Raw genomic sequence first — 18,934 nt, 5'->3', positions numbered from 1 at the left:
GTGTCGGGTTATCCTTTAATGCCGTAATGGCGCAGCATAGCATCCAGCTGCGGCTCGCGGCCACGGAAGCGTTTGAACAGCGCCATCGGCTCTTCCGAACCGCCGCGCGACAGGATGTTGTCGAGGAAGGATTTGCCGGTCTCGGCGTTGAAAATCCCCTCTTCTTCGAAGCGCGAGTAGGCGTCGGCCGACAGCACTTCCGCCCACAGGTAGCTGTAGTAACCTGCCGCGTAGCCGCCGGCGAAGATGTGGCTGAAGGCGTGCGGGAAGCGGCCCCAGCTCGGCGAAGGTACCACCGCCACCATTTTCTTCACTTCCGCCAGCGTCGGCAGGATCTGCGCCCCTTTCTCCGGGCTGTATTCGAAGTGCATGCGGAAATCGAACAGGCCGAACTCCAGCTGGCGCAGGATAAACAGCGCCGCCTGGTAATTCTTGGCCGCCAGCAGCTTGTCGAGCATTTCCTTCGGCAGCGGCTCGCCGCTCTGATAGTGGCCGGAGATAAACGCCAGCGCTTCCGGTTCCCAGCACCAGTTTTCCATAAACTGGCTCGGCAGCTCGACCGCATCCCACGGCACCCCGTTGATGCCGGAGACGCCGGCGGTATCGATCTGCGTCAGCATGTGATGCAAACCGTGGCCGAATTCGTGGAACAGCGTCGTCACTTCGTTATGGGTGAACAGCGCCGGCTGGTCGCCCAGCGGGCGGTTGAAGTTACAGGTCAGGTAAGCGACCGGTTTTTGCAACGTGCCGTCGGCCTTGCGCAGGCTGCCGACGCAGTCGTCCATCCAGGCGCCGCCGCGTTTGTTTTCGCGGGCGTACAGATCGAGGTAGAAACTGCCGCGCAGCTCGCCGTTAGCGTCGAACAGATCGAAGAAGCGCACGTCCGGATGCCAGGTATCCACGTCTTTACGCTCTTTGGCGGTGATGCCGTAGATGCGTTTCACCACTTCGAACAGCCCTTCCACCACCCGCTGCTCCGGGAAGTACGGGCGCAGCTGCTCGTCGCTGATGGAGAACAGGTGCTGCTTCTGTTTTTCGCCGTAATAGGTGATATCCCAGGCTTCGAGCTCGTCCACGCCATAGTGCTGTTTGGCGAAGGCGCGCAGCTGCGCCAGCTCCTGCTCGGCCTGCGGGCGGGCGCGCTTGGCCAGATCGCTCAGGAAGCCGATCACCTGCTCCGGGCTCTCCGCCATTTTGGTCGCCAGCGACTTGTCGGCGTAGGTATCGAAGCCCAGCAGCTGAGCCAGCTCGTGGCGCAGCGCCAGCGTTTCCGCCATCACTTCGCTGTTGTCCCATTTGCCGGCGTTCGGCCCCTGATCGGAGGCGCGGGTGGCGAAGGCGCGGTACATCTCTTCGCGCAGCGCGCGGTTGTCGGCGTAGGTCAGCACCGGCAGGTAGCTCGGCATGTCCAGCGTCAGCAACCAGCCGTCTTGCTCTTTGGCCTGCGCCATCGCCTGCGCCTGTGCCAGGGCGCTTTCCGGCAGGCCGCTCAGTTCCGCTTCGTCGGTAATCAGTTTGCTCCAGCCCATGGTGGCGTCGAGCACGTTATTACTGTAGGTGGAACCCAGTTCGGACAGGCGCGCGACGATCTCGCCGTAGCGCTGCTGTTTATCCGCCGACAGGCCGATGCCCGACAGTTCGAAATCGCGCAGCGCGTTGTCCACCGCCTTGCGCTGCGGCACGCTCAGCGCCTCGAACGCCGCGCCCTCTTTCAGGCTGCGGTAGGCCTGGTACAGCCCTTCGTGCTGGCCGACCCAGGTGCCGTACTCGGACAGCAGCGGCAGCGCCTGCTCATAGGCGGCGCGCAGCTCCGGGCTGTTTTTCACCGAGTTCAGGTGCCCGATCGGCGACCAGATGCGCGACAGGCGATCGTCCGACTCCGCCAGCGGCTGACACAGATTGTCCCAGGTGAACGGCCCCGGCTGCGCGACCACGCGCTCTACCGCGGCGCGGCAGTCCGCCAGCGCGGATTGCACCGCTGGCACGATATCTTCAGGGCGGATCGCCGAGAAAGGCGGCAGGGAAAACGGGGTCAGCAACGGATTTGTCATAGGGCAGTCCTGATTAGCGTTGGGCCCGCCGCACAGGCGAGCCTTAAAATGCGTATGAATCTCTAACATGGAGCCGGGCAACAGGAAAATCAATGCCCGGCGTTGATCGTTCGTGCCTTAAACGGCGCATTGGCGAATGCGGGCGGCCAGCGCCGCCAGCTGCTCGTCGTCGGCGCGCGCCGCGTCGTGGGAGGAGATATAGCCTTCGTAACGCGTGAAAAACTTCGGCGAGGTCGATTCGATCGGCCGCCACTGCTCCAGCGACGCGGTGCCGTGCAGCGGGATCAGTTTGGCATGCACATGGTCGACGCCGTAGCCCTCGAACACCATGCCGCAGCGGCCGACGTCGTCGAACGCGCGATCCAGTTGCCGCGCCACCCGCTTGGTCGCCAGCATCAGCGCGCTCAGCACCTCGTCCGGCAGCTCAAACGCGTAGCTCGGGTAGTGCGCCTTGGGGATCACCACGCTGAAACCGTCGGTGTTGGGAAAGATGGACAGGAACGCCAGATGGTCGTCGTCTTCCCAGATTTTATGGCACGGCGCCTTGCCCGCCACGATGTCGCAAAAAATGCAGCTCATCCTTTCTCCTTGTGATTCACAGCGTTTCAACCCGTTCGAATTCTTCGAACACCAGCCACATGTCCGGCGCAAAAGTGCCCTCGCGGGTAAAGAATGCCTGATGCCCCTCGCGCCAAAACGCCAGGCTTTTGTCGCCTTCGCCCTCTTTGGCCGCCATCTCGGCGGTCACCTGGTCGTAGCGCACCAGGCGCAGCGCCAGGGTTCTGATCACGCAGGCCGGTTCGCCGCGGCCATCGAGAACGATGCTGTAATCGCCGATCCTCGGGGTTTGTTCCCGACGATAGCTCGCATAGGAACTGCAGGTGGCGGTTTTATCCCCGCTCAGCACCAATCCCAACAGTTCGTCGGCTAACGCGGGGCCGTCGCCGAACGCCCAGCGCGCCGCGTCGGGGTAATTCGCCAAAATCGCCTGTTTGCTCATCGTCCTGTCCCTTTCTGTTAACGTCTGCGGCAACGGAGTCCGGTTTTTCCCGGCCAGACAGTTTATACTGTGCAGATTATAAGCCTTATTGCATTGAATGCTCCGCCTGCGGAGCACAAGGAACCGCCACCCGTCATGTTAAGTTATCGCCACAGTTTCCACGCCGGCAACCACGCCGACGTGCTCAAGCACACCGTTCAGAGCCTGATCATCGAGTCGCTGAAGGAAAAAGAGAAGCCGTTCCTGTATCTGGATACCCACTCGGGCGCGGGCCGTTATCAGCTCAGCGGCGAACACGCCGAGCGCACCGGCGAATACCTGGAAGGCATCGGTTTGCTGTGGCAACGCGACGATCTGCCGGAAGAGCTGGCGGCCTACATGAGCGTGGTGCACAACTTCAACCGTTCCGGCACGCTGCGCTACTATCCCGGCTCGCCGCTGATCGCCCGCCAGCTGCTGCGCCCGCAGGATAAAATTCACCTGACCGAGCTGCACCCGAGCGATTACCCACTGCTGCGCAGCGAGTTCCAGAAAGACGAGCGCGCCAAAGTGCAGCGCGCCGACGGCTATCTGCAGCTGAAATCCCAGCTGCCGCCACCGTCGCGCCGTGGTCTGATCCTGATGGACCCGCCGTATGAAATGAAGACCGATTACCAGGACGTGGTCAAAGGCATTCAGGAAGGCTACAAGCGTTTCGCCACCGGCACCTATGCGCTGTGGTACCCGGTGGTGATGCGCCAGCAGATCAAACGCATGCTGCGCGATCTGGAAGCCACCGGCATTCGCCGCATCCTGCAGATCGAGCTGGCGGTGAAACCCGACAGCGATCAGCGCGGCATGACCGCCTCCGGCATGATCGTCATCAACCCGCCGTGGAAGCTGGAACAGCAGATGAAGAACGTGCTGCCGTGGCTGCACAAGGTGCTGGTGCCGTCGGGCATCGGCCACCATCTGGTGAACTGGGTGGTACCGGAATAATCCCCATCAGGGCGCGGTTTGCCGCGCCCTGCGTCCGCCTATCGCAGCCATCGACGCAATCTTTGCGACAAACCCCGGTCAGGCGTTAAACTCTTACCCTCTTCAAATTCACAACTCATGGAAATCCCAGATGACGAAACATTACGATTATCTAGCAATTGGCGGCGGCAGCGGCGGTATCGCATCGATCAACCGGGCAGCCATGTACGGCCAAAAGTGTGCGCTGATTGAAGCCAAAGAGCTGGGCGGCACCTGTGTAAACGTGGGTTGTGTACCGAAGAAAGTCATGTGGCACGCGGCGCAAATCGCCGAGGCCATCCATCAGTACGGCCCGGACTACGGCTTCGACACCACCGTCAACGCCTTCGATTGGAAAAAGCTGGTCGCCAACCGCACCGCCTATATCGATCGCATCCACAACTCCTACGATAACGTGCTGGGCAAGAACAAGGTCGACGTGATCAAAGGCTTCGCGCGCTTCGTGGATGCGCACACCGTGGAAGTGAACGGCGAGACCATCACCGCCGACCACATCCTGATCGCCACCGGCGGCCGCCCGAGCCATCCGGCTATTCCAGGTGCTGAATACGGCATCGACTCCGACGGCTTCTTTGAGCTGGACGCCATGCCGAAACGCGTCGCCGTAGTCGGCGCCGGCTATATCGCCGTGGAAATCGCCGGCGTGCTGAACGCGCTGGGCGCCGAAACGCACCTGTTCGTGCGCAAGCACGCGCCGCTGCGCAGCTTCGATCCGATGATCGTCGAAACCCTGGTGGAAGTAATGAACACCGAAGGGCCAAGCCTGCACACCGAATCGGTGCCGAAAGCGATCGTCAAGAACGCCGACGGCAGCCTGACGCTGCAGCTGGAAAACGGCAAAGCATTCACCGTCGACTGCCTGATCTGGGCCATCGGCCGCGAACCGGCGACCGACAACCTGAACCTCGGCGTTACCGGGGTGAAAACCAATGAGAAAGGCTACATCGACGTCGATAAGTTCCAGAACACCAACGTCAAAGGCATCTACGCGGTGGGTGACAACACCGGCGCGGTAGAGCTGACCCCGGTCGCCGTGGCCGCCGGCCGCCGCCTGTCCGAACGCCTGTTCAACAACAAGCCGGACGAACACCTGGACTACAGCAACATCGCCACCGTGGTGTTCAGCCACCCGCCGATCGGCACCGTCGGCCTGACCGAGCCGGAAGCCATCGAGAAGTTCGGTGCGGACAACGTGAAGGTGTACAAATCCTCCTTCACCGCCATGTACAGCGCCGTGACGCAGCACCGCCAGCCGTGCCGCATGAAGCTGGTGTGCGCGGGCAAAGAAGAGAAAATCGTCGGCCTGCACGGCATCGGCTTCGGCATGGATGAAATCCTGCAGGGCTTCGCGGTGGCGGTGAAGATGGGCGCCACCAAGAAGGACTTCGACAACACCGTGGCGATCCACCCAACCGCGGCGGAAGAGTTCGTCACCATGCGCTAACCGCTACGGTTACCCCACTCTCAGGCCGGCGTAAATACCGGCCTGTTCTTTTTGTGCGGTTTACTATTCCCTTCGCACCCGCCTGCTTTTTCTGCCATTATTCTGCCTGATAAATTAGCGGGACTGATACAAACCTCCCCGCGCCTCTGGAGAACGCCGATGCTGTTCAAACTATGCAAAACCCTTGCGATGGCCTGCGTGGCTCTGATTATCGCCCAGAGCAGCGCGCTCAGCTTTACCCTGGAAGTGGCGGGCAAGATCGACAACGTGACCGACCCGGTCAAAAAAAGCTATCTGTTCACCGATAAGCAGCTGTTGGCGATGCCGGTGCGCAGCATCACCACCTCCACTTCCTGGACGCCGCAGAGAAAATTTGAAGGGATTTCGGTGGCCGATATCCTGGAGCGCGTCGGCGCCAAGGGCGAGACGCTGACTTTCTACGCGCTGAACGATTATTACATCGACGTGCCGCTGTCCGACGTCAAGAAATACAACATGATCCTGGCCTACAAGATGGACGGGGAAATGCTGAAGCTCAGAAACTTCGGCCCGCTGTTCCTGGTTTACCCGCGCGACGCCGCCGGGCCTGAGCTGAACTCGCCGTTGTATAATTCACGCTTTATCTGGCAAGTCGACAGGATCGTGATCAAATGAAGCTGACGACCTTTAAGAACGGCAGCAGGCTGGCGATACCGGCCATCTTTGCCGCGCTGTTTCTGGTGGCTTCGACCGTCACGCTCTATTACTACAGCGCCACCCTGTCGAAGAAAGGGCTGTATGCCATCGCCGGCACGCAGGAGAACTACTCCTGGTCGATCGCCAAGTTCTCCATCAAGCTGGCGGAATTCGACACGTTCGTCGAGCAGCAGAGCCACGCGCCGCAGGTGGACAACGACAACCTGCGGCTGCGATTCGAAATCCTCTATTCGCGCTTTTACGTGCTGGAAACCGTCTCCGAATCCACGCAACCGCTGTACGCCGAGCCGGGCTACCCGGAAGTGGTCAAGCAGATGCGCCTGCAGATGGATCGCATCGATAAACTGCTGGATAACCCGAAAATCGACTTCAGCCAGGTTTTCGCGGCCATGAAGGCCATCAAGCCTTACGCCATCGAAATGGCCAACCTGACCGACCACGCCGAGGTGAAGCAGCGCACCGCCGCCTATGAGGACTACATCGAGAAACGGCACATCATTTTCTATGGGCTGGTGATCGTCATGTTCTCGGTGATCGCGCTGATCGCCATCACCCTGATCGTGTTCCGCCAGCAGCGGCTGACCATTCGCCAGCAGGCCAAGGCCATTGAGGCGGAGAAAGCGACACGCACCAAAAACGCCTTCCTCGGCGCCATCGGCCACGAGCTGCGCACCTCATTGCAGAGCGTGATGTCGGCCATCGACGTGCTGGTGAACACCCGGGTGTCGGCGGAGCATGCGGACACTTTCCAGCGGCTGGAGACCGCCGCGCAGCAAATCGAAAGCCAGATGAAGGATCTGACCGACTACGCGCACCTCGACAGCGGCATGATGGAGCTGCGCATCGTGCCGTTCGACGCGCAGAAGCTGATCGCGGAAACCGCCAACGAAATCGCCACCCTGACCCGCAAAGAGCAGGTCAAACTGAGCTGCGAAGTGGAGTGCAGCCACCTGTTGGTGCACTCCGATCCGCTGCGCATCCGGCAGATTATCGTTAACCTGCTGACCAACGCCTACAAATACACCGAAAGCGGCAGCATTACGCTGCACAGCTGCCTGCGCCGCCAGCCGGGCGGCAATTCGTTGATCATCGAAGTGACCGACACCGGCATCGGTATCGAAAAAGACCAGCTCGATCAGATCTTCAAACCCTTTACCCAGTTGGATCAGTCGCATACCAAACAGTATGCCGGCGTGGGGATGGGGCTGGCGATCGTGCACGGCCTGGTGACGCTGCTCAACGGCACCATCACGGTGTACAGCGAAATCAAGAAGGGCAGCACCTTTATCGTCAGCATTCCGGTGCAGATCAGTGAAGAAGAACGCGCCGACGAGCCCGCCACCGCCAATACCTCTCTGCAGCAGAAACCGCAGCAGGTGCTGGTGGTGGATGACAACAAGTCGGTGGGTGACGCCTTTGCGGCGTTGCTGGATAAGCTGGGTTACCAGCACGAACTGTGCGACTCGCCGGAGCGCGCGTTGCAGAAGCTGCTCAGACGCCCTTACGACGCACTGTTGCTGGATCTGCAGATGCCGGGCATCGACGGCGCCGCCCTGGCCAGGCAGCTGCGCAATCGTCGCGGCCCCAACCGCCATGTGCCAATCATCGGCATCAGCGCCTATACGCCGGAGCAGCTGACGGCGGATCAGCGCGCCCTGTTCGATAACTACCTGATGAAACCGGTTCGGCTGGATGCGCTGTCGAGCGCACTGGCCGAGGTGTTCCCCGCTAAAGATTAAAACAGCGTTGCAGTGCGGCTTCGATCACATGGAGCCGCACCGGTTTTTCATAAGGGCCGAGCACATCATACTCGCGCATCGCCTGAGCGATCTCCGACTCGCGTCGGTCGGTGCCCAGTTCGCCGGTCAGCACCAGTACCGGCGCGTCCGGGTTGTCGGAAGCGCGGATGGTGGCGATACAGCGATCCGCCGTTTCCTCACCGATCAGCCAGTCCACCACGTAACCGTCGAACAGGCTTTGCTGCAACGCTTGGCAGAAGCTGTCGACATCGTAAAACGCCACTGCGTTGAAACCGCAGCCGCCGAGGTACTTGGCCAGCTCATCGGCCGCCTGATGCGAATCGTCCAATACCGCGATGCTCAACCGCTCGTCATCGCCGTAGCCGGGCCGGATTTCTATCAGTTCGACGCCGTAACGCAGACCTGCCGGCGCCTCATCGGCGCGATAGATATGCCATTGCCCCTCCACACGCAGCGCCACAAATTCCGCCGGCCGCCCGGCAGAAAGTTCGTCGCCAATGTGCCCGACGCAAGGTATCGCCACCCCCGCCACGAAAAAGATGGCATCACGCGCCATGTTTGGCTCGGTCGTCTCGTGTTCAGCGCTCAAATCGGCGATCGCCGCCGGCGTTTCTCCCAACGCGGCCGCGACGCTGTTGATCTGTTCCAGCGTCCAGGGGCTTTGCCCTTTCAATTTGCGGTGCGCATGTGAAAAACTCAGATCCAAGATGCGGCTGAGTTCGCGGGCATGCTGACGTTTTCCAATCCCGTAATGTAAAAACAGCTCCCTGACCCGATTGGCAATCGACTGTGAATCGAATTTTTGATGATTGTTATCCATTTGTTCCTTCGATTTTTTTTACTGATTTATCAGTCGTTTTGATTATTTCTGCTGAAAAAGCCACACCTAAAACTAGCATCCCATGCAATTATGCGTTAAAAACGTTGCTTGACATACCATGTTGTATCGTCAAACATGGTATCAAAAGAGACATACAGCAATACACTATAAAAAATAACACCAGCACGATTTTTAATAATAACCATAGTAACACCAGGGAAAATTTGTTCCGTTGCCGCTACTGAGACGATGCTCACATCGCTTGGACTGCATAAGCAAAACGGGGCTTGAGCCTTTAGCGCTAATCTGTTTTACCCACTTTTAAGCCGGGATCCGTCAGGGTCCCGGTTTTTTATTGCCCTGGCGCCGCGCCATCATACGGACTCACCCCGCAGCCGCAAATAAAAACGGAGCCGGCATGCCGGCTCCGTTGACCCTGTAATGACCGCTTGGCTTAGAAGCGCCAGGTGAAGCCGGCGTTGACGCTGTTGTCCTGATGGTTCTGCGACAGCAGCCCGCCGTAGCCCAGCGACAGCGAGGCGTTCTCGTTCACCGCCACTTCCGCCCCCGCCTTCAGCACCATGCCGTCACGCGACACCGGCACGCTGTCCACCACGAACGGCGCGTTGCCGCCGTTGAACCGCAGCCCGGAGCCACGCTCCAGCCCGCCGTACTGGTGTTGCCACCCCAGTTCGCTGCGCAGCGCCACCGTCGTGCCCGGGCTCACCTGCCACTCAGTGTCCGCGCGCAGCCCCAGCGTCGACACCGTCGCGTCGGTGTGCTGCTTGTCGCCGCGCAGCGCCGCTGCGCCGCCGCTTTCCGCGATGCCGTTGTTTTCAAAGTTCACGTACGCCAGGTTGACGAACGGCTCCAGGTTCAGCCACTCACCCTTCACGCTGTAACCCGCTTCCGCGAACAGCTGCTCGGTGCGCGCGCTGTACTTCGCCGTGTCGCGGTCCGACTGCATCCCGTAATTCACCGACCGCTTGGTATCGATGCGGTGCCAGGTGTAGCCCGCCCCGCCGCGCAGCGCCAGCGCGCCAAACTGCTTGTCGCCGTACGCCGCCAGGTGGTAGTTGTCGCTGTCCGCCTTCGACCCGTACCCGCCGTGCAGCGAGGTGCGGGTGTAGCCGGTCGCCACCCCCAGCCGCCAGTCGGCCGCCGCCGCCGAGTCCAGCCCCACCAGCACCCCGTAGGTCGAGGCCTGGTAACCCGTGGCGTTGGCGTCGCCCGATGCATGGTCCCACGCCCCCAGCAGCTGCGCCCAGGCGCCGTCCTCGTCCGCCTTGATGGCCGACGAGCTCGCCAGCCCTTCCGCCTGACGCAGACGCCCGTTCAGCGCCTCACGCAGGTAGCGGCTATCGTTCACCAGCGCCGACGCGATGTCCGCATGGATTTGCCCCGACAGCTGGCGGAACGCCTGCCGCGCCTCGCCCGCCGTGCCGCTGTTGAGAACGCTTTCGTACACCGGGTTGCCCGCCGCCAGCGCATCCGCCGCCGCCGCCACCGCCCGCTCGTTCGACGTCTGCGCCACGCTGGCGAAGCTTGTGTCGTTGCGCCCGACGCTCAGCGTCACCCCATTCGGCTGGTAGCTCAGCCCGGTGCCGAGGAACAGGTAGTTCGGCGCCACCGCGTCAAACTGCCCGCTCACCCCCTGCTGCGCGCTCAGGATGGTGTACTGCTGGCCCAGCAGGCTGCGCACCTCGCTTTGCGTCAGCAGGTTGCTGCTGTTCTCCAGCGTGACCGCCACCTCACCGCCGCCGATCGTCGCCGCTCCGCTGCTCTGGATCCGATCGCTCTGGCCGTTCGGCCCCACTTCCACCGCGTAGCGCGAACCCGGCTCGAAGCTGACGTTGCCCGCCACGTTCAGGGTACCGATCGAGTTGCCCGGCGCCACGGTGCCGCCGCGGCGGGTGGTCAGCGAACCGACCGTGCCGCTGCCGCCGACGATGCCGCCGTTCTGCACGCTGACGGCCGAGGTGACCGAGCCATTGATCGCCAGCCGCCCCTGATTAACCAGCGTCGGGCCGGCATAGGTGTTGTTACCGGTCAGTACCAACGTACCGATGCCCTGTTTGGTCAGGCCGCCATGGCCGGAGATGTCGTTACTCCAGAAATCCAGGCCGCACAGCACATCGCTGCAGACGCGCTCGGTCGGTTTACCCTTGTCCAGCACCGCGCCGACGCCCGGCAGATCCACCACAAACTGGGTCGGGCCGTAGGCCACGCCCGTCGGATCCGGAATACGGAACTCCGCAGGAATATCTTCGGCAGTCACCAACATGCCCGGGCCGTTGATGGCTTTGCCCAGGTTGATCATCCCCCAGCCGTAGAGCGCGTCGATGCCCGGCGCGCCCATATCGGTGGCGGTGGTTTTCAGCACTTCCGCCACCTGTGCGCCACTCAGATACGGGAAGCGCTCCATCAGCACCGCGACGCTGCCGGCCACGTGCGGCGCCGCCATCGAGGTGCCGCTGTATTTGGCGTAGCCGGTTGTCAGATTCTCTAGGCTGGTGCCTTCGATTACCGAGCTGTATACCCGGGTGCCCGGCGCCGAGACGCAGAAGCTGGCGGTATAACCGCAGCGAGAAGAGAAGGTGCTGATGCTGTAATCGCCGGTATTGGTCGGGTCCTGTAAGCTGGCGACCGACAGCCAGTTCGGTGCAATCTCCGGCACAAAATAGGCCAGACCGGCCATGGCATCGGGGTTATTCAGATTGCCGTCGTTACCGGCGGCGAAGATGGTGACCACGCCGCTGCGGGCCGCGTCGATCGCACCCTGATAGGCGCCGCCAGGCTTGGTACCGAGGATCTGTTTGATCTGATCAAACTGCTTTTGCGCATCGTTTACTGTGAAATGCGGATAAGCCGGGTCATAACCGCCCTCATCAAACTTTTCGGTAATGCCGATGCCCCAGCTGTTGTTGATGATGCGCGCGCCGCTGGCCACCAGCGCATCCCAGCCGGCCTTATACACCGCGCCGTCGTTGCCGAGGATGATGCCGTCCTCCGGGCCGGGATCGCCGTTCTCCGCGCTGATGATCTGCGCGTTGAACGCCACGCCGTGCATGGCGCCGCCGTCTCGGCTGCCGGCGGCGATGCCGCCCACGTGGGTGCCGTGCGAACCGAGCGTGCCATCGGAATCCACGCTCGGCGTGCCGTCATAGCGGAAATCATCGCCTTTTTTCACCGGAATATAGGGATCGGTGTATTCACGGATGCCTTTGGTAACCAGATTGATCACCTTATTCTCACCGGCGAACTCCGGGTGCTTGGCGTAAACCGGCTGATCGAAAATGCCAAGTTTGATGCCTTTTCCGGTATAACCGGCGGCGTAGGCCTGGTCGGCGTGGATCGCCCCCAGCCCCCATTCTGCATTGAACTCACTGCTGCGCCAGCTGGCCGGATCGCCCGCTTTGCCGTTCTCTATATAGCTGGAGGCCTGCGCCCCGCCAATCGCCGTCAGGCAGATCAGCATCGCGCTCCATTGTGCGCGATGAACTCCGATTTCAGGCCAGCCGAAGGCCGCCCGAGCGGATTTGACTCCTCTACGTTTCTTCTCCATCCCAGATACCGTCCGTTGTTGTTTGCAAATGTTTTATAAGATTTTTTGTGTAACAGTTTGGTAACACCAAATAAATAAAGCACAACAATCTCAAGTGCGCTTAATGTGTCATCCGGCAGTTCGACGGGAGGAGAGAATGTTTCAGGGGTGAATCAGGCCAGTGCCGATAAGAAATGACAATGACTTTTACCGGTATCGAAACGGCGATAATAAGTGAAGGGATAAATTATAATTTACTGATAAATAAAAATATAATCCAGGCAGACATGAAGCGTGCGGCCGACTGAAAAGTGCTTAACAGGCGTCTTTTATCACTTTTAATTATAAATTTTGCCAATATTCACTCAGTGAATTATGCTGGTTTTTCACTCGGCCATCGGCAAAAATTGGATTATCCTGCTGATGTTTTTTTGCAGTTCGTCGCGTCCTCTTCCGCCTGACGCAGAATGGCTTTGGCCATCCATTGCGTGACGTCCTGAATGCCCTCAAGCTCCAGCCCCCAGATATCTTTCAGCACCAGAAACACCTCCGAGCCGTAAATCAGCGAGAAAGCATGAATCACTCTCTGCAGAGAGCCCGGCGGCAGTTTGCCCTGTAGCGGTTCCACCGCCAGCGCCAACAGACGCTTGCGGTTGCCGCGCACGAATTTCTCGCCCGGCGTCGCGTGCGCCCACTGTTGCAAAGAGAGCTGCAGCGCCGCGCGCAATGCTCCCTCGTGCCGCTCCATCTGAGGATAGGCGAAAGTCAGCAACTGCTGGATGCGTTTCAGGGCGTCATCGTCTTGCGGGCGCCATTCCAGAATAGGCCCCAGGCTTTCCGCCACCACGGCGCTAATCAGCGCACTCTGGGTCGGAAAATAGCGGTAGGCCGTCGCACGCGATACCTGCGCATGCGCCGCCAGTTCGGTGATCGAAGGAAACGCCCCTTCGTCATACAGCGTCATCGCACTGGCCAGCAACAAACGGTAGGTTTTTGCCCGGGTGGAAGTCAGTGAAGGATCAAACGGGGTGGGAAAGGCATCTATCGGCACATAAACCTCATGCATCTGCACACGCTTGCGCAACAGAGGATGCGCCTCTGTCGACTGGCTGCCGGCAAAGCGCCGGCCACGTTGAAAAGCTCAAAAATGAGACAGGAGTCCCATTTTGCACTGAGCTGCCCTTGCAAAAATGATACTGCCGTCTCATTATATAAATACATTAATCAATTTAATTTAAACGCCAACACCAGGGCACCCTAAAAAATATAACAAAATGATTTTTAAATAAAAATTAGAAACACCCCAGGAAAATGCATGAAATACACTTCAAATTTTGTCTATATTGCTACCACAGCAGATACGAAAGGACAAGAGCTGGAGTATGTACGGCGGCTGATCGCTGCCCTGAATTTACCCACGCGAACCGTCGATCTTTCCACTCGTCGCTTGCCGTTTGACTCCCCGGCCGATATCGGTCCAGAGGACGTCGCACGCCACCATCCGGCGGGCGCCGACGCGGTCTTCTGCGCCAGTCGCGGCCAGGCGATCGCCGCCATGGCGACCGCTTTCGAACGTTTTATCCTGACGCGCCGCGATATCGCCGCCTTGCTTGGCCTGGGCGGCTCCGGCGGCACCGCCATCATCACGCCGGCCATGCAGCAGCTGCCGATCGGCCTGCCGAAAGTGATGGTCTCGAGCATGGCGGCGGGAGACGTTTCCGCCTATGTCGGCGCCAGTGATATCAACATGCTGTATTCGGTCACCGATCTCGCCGGCCTGAACCGCATCTCGCGACGGGTGCTGAGCAACGCAGCGCGCCAGATAGCCGGCGCAGTGCACTTCGCCGCCGTCGACTATCACGACAACAAACCCGCGATCGGCCTGACGACGTTTGGCGTCACCACGCCCTGCGTTCAGGCGTTAGTTGCCGAACTGGGAACACAATGGGATTGTCTGACGTTTCATGCGACCGGCAGCGGCGGCAGATCGTTGGAAAAACTGATCGATAACCGCCAACTGCACGGCGCCATCGATTTAACCACTACCGAAGTGGCCGATTACCTGTTTGGCGGTGTGCTGCCCTGCAATACGGATCGTTTCGGTGCCATCGCGCGTACCGGCATCCCGTGCGTGCTCTCCTGCGGCGCGATAGACATGATCAACTTCGGCGCGCCGAATACGGTGCCGGCTCGCTATGCCAACCGTCTGCGTCACCATCACAACCCGCAAGTGACGCTGGTGCGCACCAGCGCGCGGGAGAATGCGTTAATGGGGCGTTGGATGGGCGAAAAAATCAACGCCTGCGCGGGCGAAGTGCGTTTCGTTATCCCGGCGGGCGGCGTATCGGCTTTGGATGCGCCCGGTCAACCGTTCTGGGATCCGGCGGCGCTGGCCGCCTTTACGCAAGCGCTGGAGGAGACGGTATACGCCACCGACAAACGCCGGCTGATAAAAACGCCTTATCATATTAACGACCCGCGCTTTGCACAGGCCGTTGCCGAACAGTTCCGGCACATTGTCGGCGGGGAATGATTATCACTCACTGCAGAACCTGCCGGTGATAACGCCAAATAAAAAAGGGCCAGACAAATAGCCTGGCCCTTTATTATTCACCGCGAGCGGATATTACTGACCGGAGGGCATCTGCTCCTTCATTTTATTCATGTGGTCCATCATCTTTTGCTCGCGTTTCTGATAATTCTCATTGTATTGTTTTTTCTGCTCAGGCGTCAGCAGGTTATACATTTTATTTTCCGCTTTGGCGCGTGCCAGCATGCGTTCGGATTGCGCTTTGCCGATCGCGTCAATTTGTGCCTTCGCCTTCGCTTCGTCAAAGCTGTCGGAAGCGACCAGATTGTGCAACGCCTGGCGCTCCTCTTTCATGCCCGGCCCGCGCTTCTGGTGCGACTCTTTCATAATATCGCGCATCTGCTGGCGCTGCTGCTCGGTCAGGTTCAGCCCGGCGAACGGGCCGCCTTTGCCTTCACCCTTGTGATGCATCATTTTCATCGGCGCCGCATCCGCCGCCGGGGCCGTCGCCGTATCGGCGGCGAACGCCGCGGAAGCAGAACCCAGAGCCAGCGTGGAAGCAATAAATAAAGCCGTCAATTTACGCATAATCATTTCCTTAAAAATTTTCTTCATCAGGAGCGCTGTTCGTTAACAGGCTCATTCGTTGTCGGAGATAATAATAGGCTGATAAATTTCAAGTAATGCGAGGGTGTGTAAACTTTTTAAAACCCGGCTCGGATTTATTCACCAATTATGAAAAAACTATGAAGATGGCGTTTATTTGATGGAAATTTTAATTTCTCGGCAAAAATCCCCCCGGTGGAGTTATTTTTCCGCTTTCCCCTCACCGCTATAATTTACTCACCTGCACGGCAACCTTGTATCAACCGTTTTCCGATAGCAGGGAAAATCACTAAGCATCACACGATCCGATGTTCTCCTACACTTTAAGGCAAGCGGCCGCCGGGCGACGTTTACACCGCAAAACTAATCATTGCTTATATAATAGTTTCCATCACCCGCCCCGCCTGTGAAAACCTGTTATATGATGCACAGATGCGTACGGCGATCGCTTTCGGGCCAACAGGCTGCCCGGCGCTGTGCCGGCCGCCCGCCCGTGCTCTTTTGAGGAATCGTCATGCCCGCAGACCAAGGCCCTGAGCTTCTTAGCGCTCACTTCGGCACCCAAAGCCCCCACTGGCGGCTGGCGTTTGACAGCAATGCCCTGGAGCTGTCCGCTATTAAGGGCAAAGCTCATGTCGCGGTGGCGCTCAGCGCTATGGAAGCGGCGAAAATCCGCCGTCTGACCGGCGTGACCGCCAGCCTTGAGCTGACCATTACGCTAGCCGGTGAACCGCTGCATCTGCATCTGGTCGGGCGCCGCGTCAACAACCTCGAATGGGCGGGCACCGCTTCCGCCTTCAGCGACACCCAATCCGTGGCGCGCGACCTGGTGCACGGCCTCTCCTTCGCCGAGCAGGTGGTGTCCGAAGCCAACTCGGTGATCGTGATCGTCGATCAACACGGCCGCATCCAGCGCTTCAACCGGCTGAGCGAGGAGTACACCGGGCTGCACGAACACGAGGTGATCGGCAAAAACGTTTTCCAACTGTTTATGAGCCCGGAAGAAGCCGCCGCTTCGCGGCGCAACATCGCCGGCTTCTTTCGCAACGGTTCGTCCTATGAGGTGGAACGCTGGGTAAAGACGGTCAAGGGTGAACGGCTGTTCCTGTTTCGCAACAAATTCGTGCACAGCGGCAGCGGAAAAAACGAAGTCTTTCTGATCTGCTCCGGTACCGACATCACCGAAGAACGCCGCGCGCAAGAGCGGCTACGGGTGCTGGCCAACACCGATCTCATCACCGGCCTGCCGAACCGTAACGCCATACAGGACAAGATAAATCACGCCATCGCCACGCGCGGCGAAGAGAGTTTCGGCCTGGTGTACCTCGATCTCGACAACTTCAAAAAGGTCAACGACGCCTACGGCCATATGTTCGGCGATCGGCTGCTGGTCGAGGTCGCGCTGGCGATCCTCGGCTGCCTGAGCCCGGATCAAGTGCTCGCCCGCCTCGGCGGCGACGAATTCTTGGTGCTGGCGCCACAAAGCGATCGCGAGCGCCTGCAAACGCTGGCGCAGCGCATTATCGACAGGCTGAAGACCCCTTTTCGCATCGGCCTGATTGAGGTGTATACCGGCTGTTCGATCGGCATCGCGCTGTGCCCGGAGCACGGCAACGATCTCGACAGCCTGATCCGCAGCGCCGATACCGCCATGTACGTCGCCAAGGAGCACGGAAAACGCACCTATACCGTCTTCTCGCCGGAGATGAACAAACGCGTCGCCGAGTACATGTGGCTGGACACCAATCTGCGCAAAGGGTTGGAGCAAAATCAGCTGGTGCTGTATTACCAGCCTAAAATCGACGCGCACAGCGGTGAAGTGCACAGCGTGGAAGCGCTGGTGCGCTGGGATTCGCCGGAGCGCGGCCTGATCCCGCCGCTGCAGTTCATCTCCTACGCCGAGGAGTCCGGCCTGATCGGCCAGTTGGGCCAATGGGTGCTGCAAACCGCCGCCGGGCAGGCAGCGCAGTGGCAAGAGCAGGGATTGAATCTGCGGGTGGCGGTCAACCTCTCTGCCCGTCAGCTGGCCGATGACAGCATCGTCAACGACCTCCTCGGGGTGCTGCACCGTCACCGCATGGCCCCCTGTCTGCTGGACTTCGAGTTGACCGAAAGCAGCCTGATTGAAGACGAGAATCGCGCGCGCGCGCTGATCACCCGGCTGCGCGAACTGGGCGCGCAGGTGCATCTTGACGACTTTGGCACCGGCTATTCATCGTTGGCGCAGCTGGCACGCATTCCTCTGGACGCCATCAAGCTGGATAAAAGCTTCGTGCGCGGGGTGAATTTCAATCCGGTATCGCAATCGCTGGTACGCGCGATCGTCGCGGCGGCGGAGGCGTTGGCCTTCCGCGTGATCGCCGAAGGGGTGGAGACCGAGAGCGAAAACCACTTCCTCGACGAAGTCGGCGTGGACGAAAAACAGGGCTTTCTGTTCGCGCGGCCAATGCTCCCGGAACAGCTGGAGCATTGGCTGCAGTCCTATCGCCCGCGCTCACCCTCCGCATGAGGCGGGCGCGTTAACGTTAGCCGGCACGACGCAGGTTCAGGGTATGGCGATCCTGCAACATCACCAGCCGCTCAATGTAGGCACGGTCTTTTTCCTCAATGGTAAAGGCCGAGTGCACCCAATCTTCGGTAATGTCCATCAGCTCGGAACGCGTCAGCTGCAACACGCGCTGACGCGCCCGCAGCATGGCGCGCATGCCGTTGAGCTTCGGCCGGATGGTATCAATGAAGGTGCGCGTCGCCAGGTAAGCGTCGCCGGGTTGGAACAGCTGGTCTACCAGCCCGCGGCTCTCGAACCACTCTGCGGTGTGCGACTCGCCGCCCCAAATCAGCTCCTCAGCCAAGCGCATGCCCGCCTTGCGCGCCACCAGCGAGTAACCCCCCATGCCGGGAAACAGGTTGAACGCAATCTCCGGGAAGCCCATGCGCGCATTGTTTTGCGCCAATACGAAATGGTGCGCCAGCGCCGCTTCAAAACCGCCGCCCAGCGCACTGCCTTCAACCATCGCAATGCTGACCGCGCCGGTGTCGAAACCGCGCGCCGCCGCATGCACGCAGTCGATGCAGGCGCGCGCGTAGGCCATCATCGCCTCACGCTTGCGGTTTTTGATCGCTTCGGCGAAGAACTGCAGATCGCCACCGACGTTGAACATGTTCGGCACCAGCGAGCCGGTGACCCAGAAGTCGAACCGCAGCGAAGACTCCTTCGCCGCCTGCGCCAACGTCATGATGTCTTCAATCAACGCCTGGTTGAAGCAGGGGCGCGGCGCGGCGCGCAGCAGCATCCACATAATGTGCCGCCCCTCTTCATAGTAGGCGGAGATCTGCGACAGATTGCCCGCTTCGGTAAACGGACGACAGGTGGGGTGATTAAGCAATTTCATAAGACCTTCCAGTTTTTCTGTTGATGACGGATGAGACCGTTCCAGCCCCTACGGCTGCAGCGGAGCGGCGAGCG

At 60.0% G+C, this 18,934-nt stretch carries 14 protein-coding genes; 6 read left to right on the top strand and 8 right to left on the bottom strand.

Annotation, left to right across the window (positions count from 1 at the left end):
- Nucleotides 1-8: 8 nt before the first annotated feature.
- The 3 genes from prlC to ACJ8PN_RS22135 all read right to left on the bottom strand — a co-directional run bounded on the left by prlC (nucleotide 9) and on the right by ACJ8PN_RS22135 (nucleotide 3,051).
- Nucleotides 9-2,051 carry an oligopeptidase A gene (gene prlC / locus ACJ8PN_RS22145; protein WP_411261710.1) on the bottom strand — a complete coding sequence of 681 codons (2,043 nt, stop codon included), beginning with the start codon at nucleotides 2,049-2,051 and terminating at the stop codon, nucleotides 9-11.
- A 117-nt stretch (nucleotides 2,052-2,168) separates the two neighbouring features.
- Nucleotides 2,169-2,630 (bottom strand): HIT family protein, encoded by a 462-nt coding sequence (locus ACJ8PN_RS22140; RefSeq protein WP_437189540.1) that lies wholly within the window; start codon nucleotides 2,628-2,630, stop codon nucleotides 2,169-2,171.
- A gap of 16 nt (nucleotides 2,631-2,646) precedes the next feature.
- On the bottom strand, nucleotides 2,647-3,051 hold the full coding sequence (locus ACJ8PN_RS22135) for an ASCH domain-containing protein (protein WP_325961200.1): 405 nt from the start codon (nucleotides 3,049-3,051) through the stop codon (nucleotides 2,647-2,649).
- A 135-nt stretch (nucleotides 3,052-3,186) separates the two neighbouring features.
- Here ACJ8PN_RS22135 and ACJ8PN_RS22130 point away from each other — a divergent pair, with 135 nt between their 5' ends.
- From ACJ8PN_RS22130 to ACJ8PN_RS22115, 4 genes are all read left to right on the top strand, one after another.
- Nucleotides 3,187-4,029: a 23S rRNA (adenine(2030)-N(6))-methyltransferase RlmJ gene (locus ACJ8PN_RS22130; RefSeq protein WP_437189539.1), complete on the top strand. Its 843-nt coding sequence runs from the start codon at nucleotides 3,187-3,189 to the stop codon at nucleotides 4,027-4,029.
- 130 nt (nucleotides 4,030-4,159) lie between these two features.
- A complete protein-coding gene (gene gorA, locus ACJ8PN_RS22125) occupies nucleotides 4,160-5,512 on the top strand; it encodes a glutathione-disulfide reductase (RefSeq protein ID WP_021505213.1) in 1,353 nt (450 codons plus the stop codon).
- A 159-nt stretch (nucleotides 5,513-5,671) separates the two neighbouring features.
- Nucleotides 5,672-6,166 (top strand): molybdopterin-dependent oxidoreductase, encoded by a 495-nt coding sequence (locus ACJ8PN_RS22120; protein ID WP_033631849.1) that lies wholly within the window; start codon nucleotides 5,672-5,674, stop codon nucleotides 6,164-6,166.
- A complete protein-coding gene (locus tag ACJ8PN_RS22115) occupies nucleotides 6,163-7,947 on the top strand; it encodes an ATP-binding response regulator (RefSeq protein ID WP_171454923.1) in 1,785 nt (594 codons plus the stop codon). The genes ACJ8PN_RS22120 and ACJ8PN_RS22115 overlap by 4 nt, the downstream gene beginning before the upstream one ends.
- On the opposite strand, the gene ACJ8PN_RS22110 is transcribed toward ACJ8PN_RS22115, so the two are convergent.
- The 3 genes from ACJ8PN_RS22110 to ACJ8PN_RS22100 all read right to left on the bottom strand — a co-directional run bounded on the left by ACJ8PN_RS22110 (nucleotide 7,937) and on the right by ACJ8PN_RS22100 (nucleotide 13,398).
- Nucleotides 7,937-8,788: a helix-turn-helix domain-containing protein gene (locus ACJ8PN_RS22110; protein WP_004931021.1), complete on the bottom strand. Its 852-nt coding sequence runs from the start codon at nucleotides 8,786-8,788 to the stop codon at nucleotides 7,937-7,939. The genes ACJ8PN_RS22115 and ACJ8PN_RS22110 overlap by 11 nt on opposite strands.
- 454 nt (nucleotides 8,789-9,242) lie before the next feature.
- The gene (locus ACJ8PN_RS22105; protein ID WP_442535225.1) at nucleotides 9,243-12,266 is read right to left on the bottom strand and encodes an autotransporter outer membrane beta-barrel domain-containing protein; all 3,024 of its coding nucleotides are present in this window, start codon (nucleotides 12,264-12,266) and stop codon (nucleotides 9,243-9,245) included.
- Nucleotides 12,267-12,744: 478 nt separating this feature from the next.
- Entirely contained in the window at nucleotides 12,745-13,398 is a 654-nt protein-coding gene (locus tag ACJ8PN_RS22100; protein WP_171454925.1) for a TetR/AcrR family transcriptional regulator, read from the bottom strand.
- Between the two features lie 249 nt (nucleotides 13,399-13,647).
- Here ACJ8PN_RS22100 and ACJ8PN_RS22095 point away from each other — a divergent pair, with 249 nt between their 5' ends.
- On the top strand, nucleotides 13,648-14,865 hold the full coding sequence (locus tag ACJ8PN_RS22095) for a Tm-1-like ATP-binding domain-containing protein (RefSeq protein WP_351109066.1): 1,218 nt from the start codon (nucleotides 13,648-13,650) through the stop codon (nucleotides 14,863-14,865).
- A gap of 93 nt (nucleotides 14,866-14,958) precedes the next feature.
- On the opposite strand, the gene spy is transcribed toward ACJ8PN_RS22095, so the two are convergent.
- Entirely contained in the window at nucleotides 14,959-15,450 is a 492-nt protein-coding gene (spy, locus tag ACJ8PN_RS22090) for an ATP-independent periplasmic protein-refolding chaperone Spy (RefSeq protein WP_044031925.1), read from the bottom strand.
- A gap of 532 nt (nucleotides 15,451-15,982) precedes the next feature.
- Here spy and pdeR point away from each other — a divergent pair.
- On the top strand, nucleotides 15,983-17,977 hold the full coding sequence (gene pdeR, locus ACJ8PN_RS22085) for a cyclic di-GMP phosphodiesterase (protein WP_442535224.1): 1,995 nt from the start codon (nucleotides 15,983-15,985) through the stop codon (nucleotides 17,975-17,977).
- A gap of 16 nt (nucleotides 17,978-17,993) precedes the next feature.
- On the opposite strand, the gene ACJ8PN_RS22080 is transcribed toward pdeR, so the two are convergent.
- Nucleotides 17,994-18,860 (bottom strand): crotonase/enoyl-CoA hydratase family protein, encoded by an 867-nt coding sequence (locus tag ACJ8PN_RS22080; protein ID WP_004929989.1) that lies wholly within the window; start codon nucleotides 18,858-18,860, stop codon nucleotides 17,994-17,996.
- Nucleotides 18,861-18,934 lie beyond the last annotated feature (74 nt).

It is taken from the genome of Serratia sp. CY76391 (assembly GCF_052166695.1).
Taxonomy (GTDB): Bacteria; Pseudomonadota; Gammaproteobacteria; order Enterobacterales; family Enterobacteriaceae; genus Serratia; species Serratia nematodiphila.
The sequence above is the reverse complement of the archived record's forward strand: the minus strand, read 5'-3'. Positions and strand labels throughout refer to the sequence as shown.

Coding starts and splice junctions, on each gene's coding strand:
- ACJ8PN_RS22105 (WP_442535225.1), bottom strand. CDS start 12,266: ATGCTGATCTGCCTGACGGCGATTGGCGGGGCGCAGGCCTCCAGCTAT.
- ACJ8PN_RS22130 (WP_437189539.1), top strand. CDS start 3,187: ATGTTAAGTTATCGCCACAGTTTCCACGCCGGCAACCACGCCGACGTG.
- ACJ8PN_RS22120 (WP_033631849.1), top strand. CDS start 5,672: ATGCTGTTCAAACTATGCAAAACCCTTGCGATGGCCTGCGTGGCTCTG.
- pdeR (WP_442535224.1), top strand. CDS start 15,983: ATGCCCGCAGACCAAGGCCCTGAGCTTCTTAGCGCTCACTTCGGCACC.
- spy (WP_044031925.1), bottom strand. CDS start 15,450: ATGCGTAAATTGACGGCTTTATTTATTGCTTCCACGCTGGCTCTGGGT.
- gorA (WP_021505213.1), top strand. CDS start 4,160: ATGACGAAACATTACGATTATCTAGCAATTGGCGGCGGCAGCGGCGGT.
- prlC (WP_411261710.1), bottom strand. CDS start 2,051: ATGACAAATCCGTTGCTGACCCCGTTTTCCCTGCCGCCTTTCTCGGCG.
- ACJ8PN_RS22110 (WP_004931021.1), bottom strand. CDS start 8,788: ATGGATAACAATCATCAAAAATTCGATTCACAGTCGATTGCCAATCGG.
- ACJ8PN_RS22115 (WP_171454923.1), top strand. CDS start 6,163: ATGAAGCTGACGACCTTTAAGAACGGCAGCAGGCTGGCGATACCGGCC.
- ACJ8PN_RS22140 (WP_437189540.1), bottom strand. CDS start 2,630: ATGAGCTGCATTTTTTGCGACATCGTGGCGGGCAAGGCGCCGTGCCAT.
- ACJ8PN_RS22135 (WP_325961200.1), bottom strand. CDS start 3,051: ATGAGCAAACAGGCGATTTTGGCGAATTACCCCGACGCGGCGCGCTGG.
- ACJ8PN_RS22100 (WP_171454925.1), bottom strand. CDS start 13,398: ATGCATGAGGTTTATGTGCCGATAGATGCCTTTCCCACCCCGTTTGAT.
- ACJ8PN_RS22080 (WP_004929989.1), bottom strand. CDS start 18,860: ATGAAATTGCTTAATCACCCCACCTGTCGTCCGTTTACCGAAGCGGGC.
- ACJ8PN_RS22095 (WP_351109066.1), top strand. CDS start 13,648: ATGAAATACACTTCAAATTTTGTCTATATTGCTACCACAGCAGATACG.